This is a genomic window from Streptomyces sp. NPDC057654 (genome assembly GCF_042800135.1).
Classification (GTDB): Bacteria; Actinomycetota; Actinomycetes; order Streptomycetales; family Streptomycetaceae; genus Streptomyces.
This window is the reverse complement of record NZ_JBHVHQ010000954.1, coordinates 1-3,116: the sequence shown is the minus strand read 5'-3', so window position 1 is coordinate 3,116 and position 3,116 is coordinate 1. Positions and strand designations below refer to the sequence as shown.

The window sequence follows — 3,116 nt, the reverse complement described above, 5'->3', positions numbered from 1 at the left end:
CCGGTGCACCGCCGCGCCAGGAGCCGGGACGTCCGGCTCCGCAGACCGGAGAAACCCATGGACATATCACCGACCTCAGCGACCAGCCCCCCACCACGACCGACGAAGGCCGCCACCCGCGCCGGTGACCGGATCTTCCTCGCGCTCTCCCGCGGCTCCGGCGTGCTGCTCCTGGTGATCATGGCCGCCATCGCGGTCTTCCTCACCGTCCGCGCCGCCCACGCGATCTCCGCGGACGAGGGCAACTTCCTCACCACCTTCGACTGGGACCCCAACTCCGCGCACCCCACCTTCGGCATCGCGGTCCTGGCCTTCGGCACCGTCGTCAGCTCGGTCATCGCGATGGCGATCGCCGTGCCCGTCGCGGTCGGCATCGCGCTGTTCATCTCGCACTACGCGCCGCGCCGCCTCGCGGGCCCGCTGGCCTTCGTCATCGACCTGCTGGCCGCCGTCCCCTCGATCATCTACGGCCTGTGGGGCGCCCTCTTCCTCGTCCCCCACCTCGGCGGCGTCTACAGCTGGCTCGACGACTACTTCGGCTGGACCGGCGTCTTCTCCTACTCCGGCGGCCCCTCCCGGTCGATCTTCACCATCTCCATCCTGCTCGCGATCATGATCCTGCCGATCATCACCAGCGTCAGCCGCGAGGTCTTCCTCCAGGCCCCGAAGATGCAGGAGGAGGCCGCGCTCGCGCTCGGCGCCACCCGCTGGGAGGTCATCCGGATGTCGGTCCTCCCCTTCGGCCGCTCCGGCGTCATCAGCGCCTCGATGCTCGGCCTCGGCCGCGCCCTCGGCGAGACGATGGCCGTCGCCACCGTGCTCTCGCCCGCCTTCGTGATCAACGCCAGCCTGCTGGAGCCGGGCGGCGGCACCTTCGCGCAGAACATCGCCAGCAGCTTCAAGGAATCCGGTGAGCTGGGCAAGGACGCGCTCATCGCCTCCGGCCTGGTCCTGTTCGCCCTGACCCTGCTGGTCAACGGCGCGGCCCGGATGATCATCTCGCGTCGCAAGGAGTACACGGCATGAGCGACGTCATCACGGACCGGCCGACGGTCTCCGACAGCGCCCCGCTCCCGCAGGTCACCCTGCACCAGCCGCGGCTGCCCCGCTGGGCCCCGGCCGCCGTCGCGGCCCTCGCCGCCGCCGTCGGCGTCGCCATCGGCCTCGGCGCCGGGCTCAGCAGCCGCGCCCAGTGGGGCCTGATCGCCGCGATCCTCTACGTAGCAGTCATGTACGCGGCCGCGACCCGCGTCGAGGGCCGCCGCCAGGCCAAGGACCGCCTCGCCACCAGCCTGGTGTGGGTCTGCTTCCTGATCGCCGTCGTCCCGCTCGTCTCCCTGCTCTGGGAGACCGTCGCGCGCGGCGTCAAGGTCCTCGACGGCGCCTTCCTCTCCCACTCGATGGCCGGCGTGCTGACCATCCAGCCCGGCGGCGGCGTCTACCACGCGATCATCGGCACCCTGGAACAGGTCGGCATCGCCACCGTCATCGCGGCCCCGATCGGCCTGCTGACCGCCATCTACCTGGTGGAGTACGGGCGCGGCCGGCTCGCGAAGGCCGTGACGTTCTTCGTGGACGTGATGACCGGCGTCCCCTCCATCGTCGCGGGCCTGTTCATCCTGAGCCTGTGGATCATCATGCTGGACTTCAGCTACTCCGGCTTCGCCGGATCGCTGGCCCTGGCCATCCTGATGGTGCCGGTCGTGGTCCGCTCCACCGAGGAGATGCTCAAGCTCGTGCCGAACGAGCTGCGCGAGGCGTCCCTCGCCCTCGGCGTGCCGAAGTGGCGCACCATCCTCAAGGTCGTGCTGCCCACCGCGATCGGCGGCATCACCACCGGGCTGATGCTCGCCGTCGCCCGTATCGCCGGTGAGTCCGCCCCCATCGTGCTGCTGGTCTTCGGCTCCCAGGCGATCAACAACGACCCCTTCGAAGGCGCCCAGTCCTCGCTGCCGTACTACATCTACGAGCAGTGGGCCAACGGCAACGACGCCTCCTACGACCGCGCCTGGGCCGCCGCCCTCGTACTGATCGCCTTCGTCATGATCCTGAACCTGGTCGCCCGCGCCATCGCGCGCTGGAAGGCCCCGAAGACCGGCCGCTGAGGCCATCCCGATATGCGGCTCCGCCAGCGGGGCCAGTCGCAGAAAAGAAGTGATTCACATGGCCAAGCGCATCGACGTCGGCGGCCTCAACGCGTACTACGGCAGCCACAAGGCCATCGAGGACATCTCGATGACCGTCGAGCCCCGCTCGGTGACCGCCTTCATCGGCCCCTCCGGCTGCGGAAAGTCCACCTTCCTGCGCACCCTGAACCGGATGCACGAGGTCACCCCCGGCGGCCGCGTCGAGGGCAAGGTGCTGCTCGACGACGAGGACCTGTACGGGCACGGCGTCGACCCCGTCTCCGTACGCCGCACCATCGGCATGGTCTTCCAGCGCCCGAACCCCTTCCCGACCATGTCCATCTACGACAACGTCGCGGCGGGCCTGCGCCTCAACGGCCGGGTGCGCAAGTCCGAGCTCGACACCGTCGTGGAGAAGTCCCTCAAGGGCGCCAACCTCTGGAAAGAGGTCAAGGACCGCCTCAACAAGCCCGGCGCCGGCCTCTCCGGCGGCCAGCAGCAGCGCCTGTGCATCGCCCGCGCCATCGCCGTCGAACCGCAGGTCCTGCTCATGGACGAGCCCTGCTCCGCGCTCGACCCGATATCCACCCTCGCCATCGAGGACCTGATGGGCGACCTCAAGGAACGCTTCACCATCGTCATCGTCACCCACAACATGCAGCAGGCGGCCCGCGTCTCCGACCGCACCGCCTTCTTCAACCTGGCGGGGGTCGGTCAGCCCGGGAAGCTCGTCGAGATCGACGAGACCGAGCGCATCTTCTCCAACCCCTCGGTCCAGGCCACCGAGGACTACATCTCCGGCCGCTTCGGCTGAGCCGCCCCCCAACACGTCGTGCGGTGCTGCATGGCGGTGCCACCACACGACGGGGCCCGCCCCTGAAACCAGGGGCGGGCCCAAACCCACCACCACCGGCCTGCGGCCAAAGCTCATACGCCGCCCACTCAAGCCCGCACGCGAGCCCACTCAGCCCGCCCGCGCGTGAGAGGCGA

The 3,116-nt window shown here is 69.7% G+C and carries 3 protein-coding genes; all 3 read left to right on the top strand.

All coding sequences use genetic code 11. The annotated features are described in order from the left end of the window. Positions 1 to 57: 57 nt before the first annotated feature. Genes pstC through pstB form a run of 3 tightly spaced genes read left to right on the top strand, consistent with a single transcriptional unit; the run spans position 58 to position 2,940 of the window. On the top strand, positions 58 to 1,026 hold the full coding sequence (gene pstC, locus ACFU99_RS38795; RefSeq protein WP_384401969.1) for a phosphate ABC transporter permease subunit PstC: 969 nt from the start codon (positions 58 to 60) through the stop codon (positions 1,024 to 1,026). Further along, entirely contained in the window at positions 1,023 to 2,105 is a 1,083-nt protein-coding gene (gene pstA, locus ACFU99_RS38790; RefSeq protein WP_384401966.1) for a phosphate ABC transporter permease PstA, read from the top strand. Before pstC ends, pstA begins: the two co-directional genes overlap by 4 nt. Positions 2,106 to 2,163: 58 nt before the next feature. Next, entirely contained in the window at positions 2,164 to 2,940 is a 777-nt protein-coding gene (pstB, locus tag ACFU99_RS38785) for a phosphate ABC transporter ATP-binding protein PstB (protein WP_384401963.1), read from the top strand. Positions 2,941 to 3,116 lie beyond the last annotated feature (176 nt).

Bases quoted from the DNA above. Each gene is read 5' to 3' on its own strand.
- pstC (WP_384401969.1), top strand. From the start codon at position 58: ATGGACATATCACCGACCTCAGCGACCAGCCCCCCACCACGACCGACG.
- pstA (WP_384401966.1), top strand. From the start codon at position 1,023: ATGAGCGACGTCATCACGGACCGGCCGACGGTCTCCGACAGCGCCCCG.
- pstB (WP_384401963.1), top strand. From the start codon at position 2,164: ATGGCCAAGCGCATCGACGTCGGCGGCCTCAACGCGTACTACGGCAGC.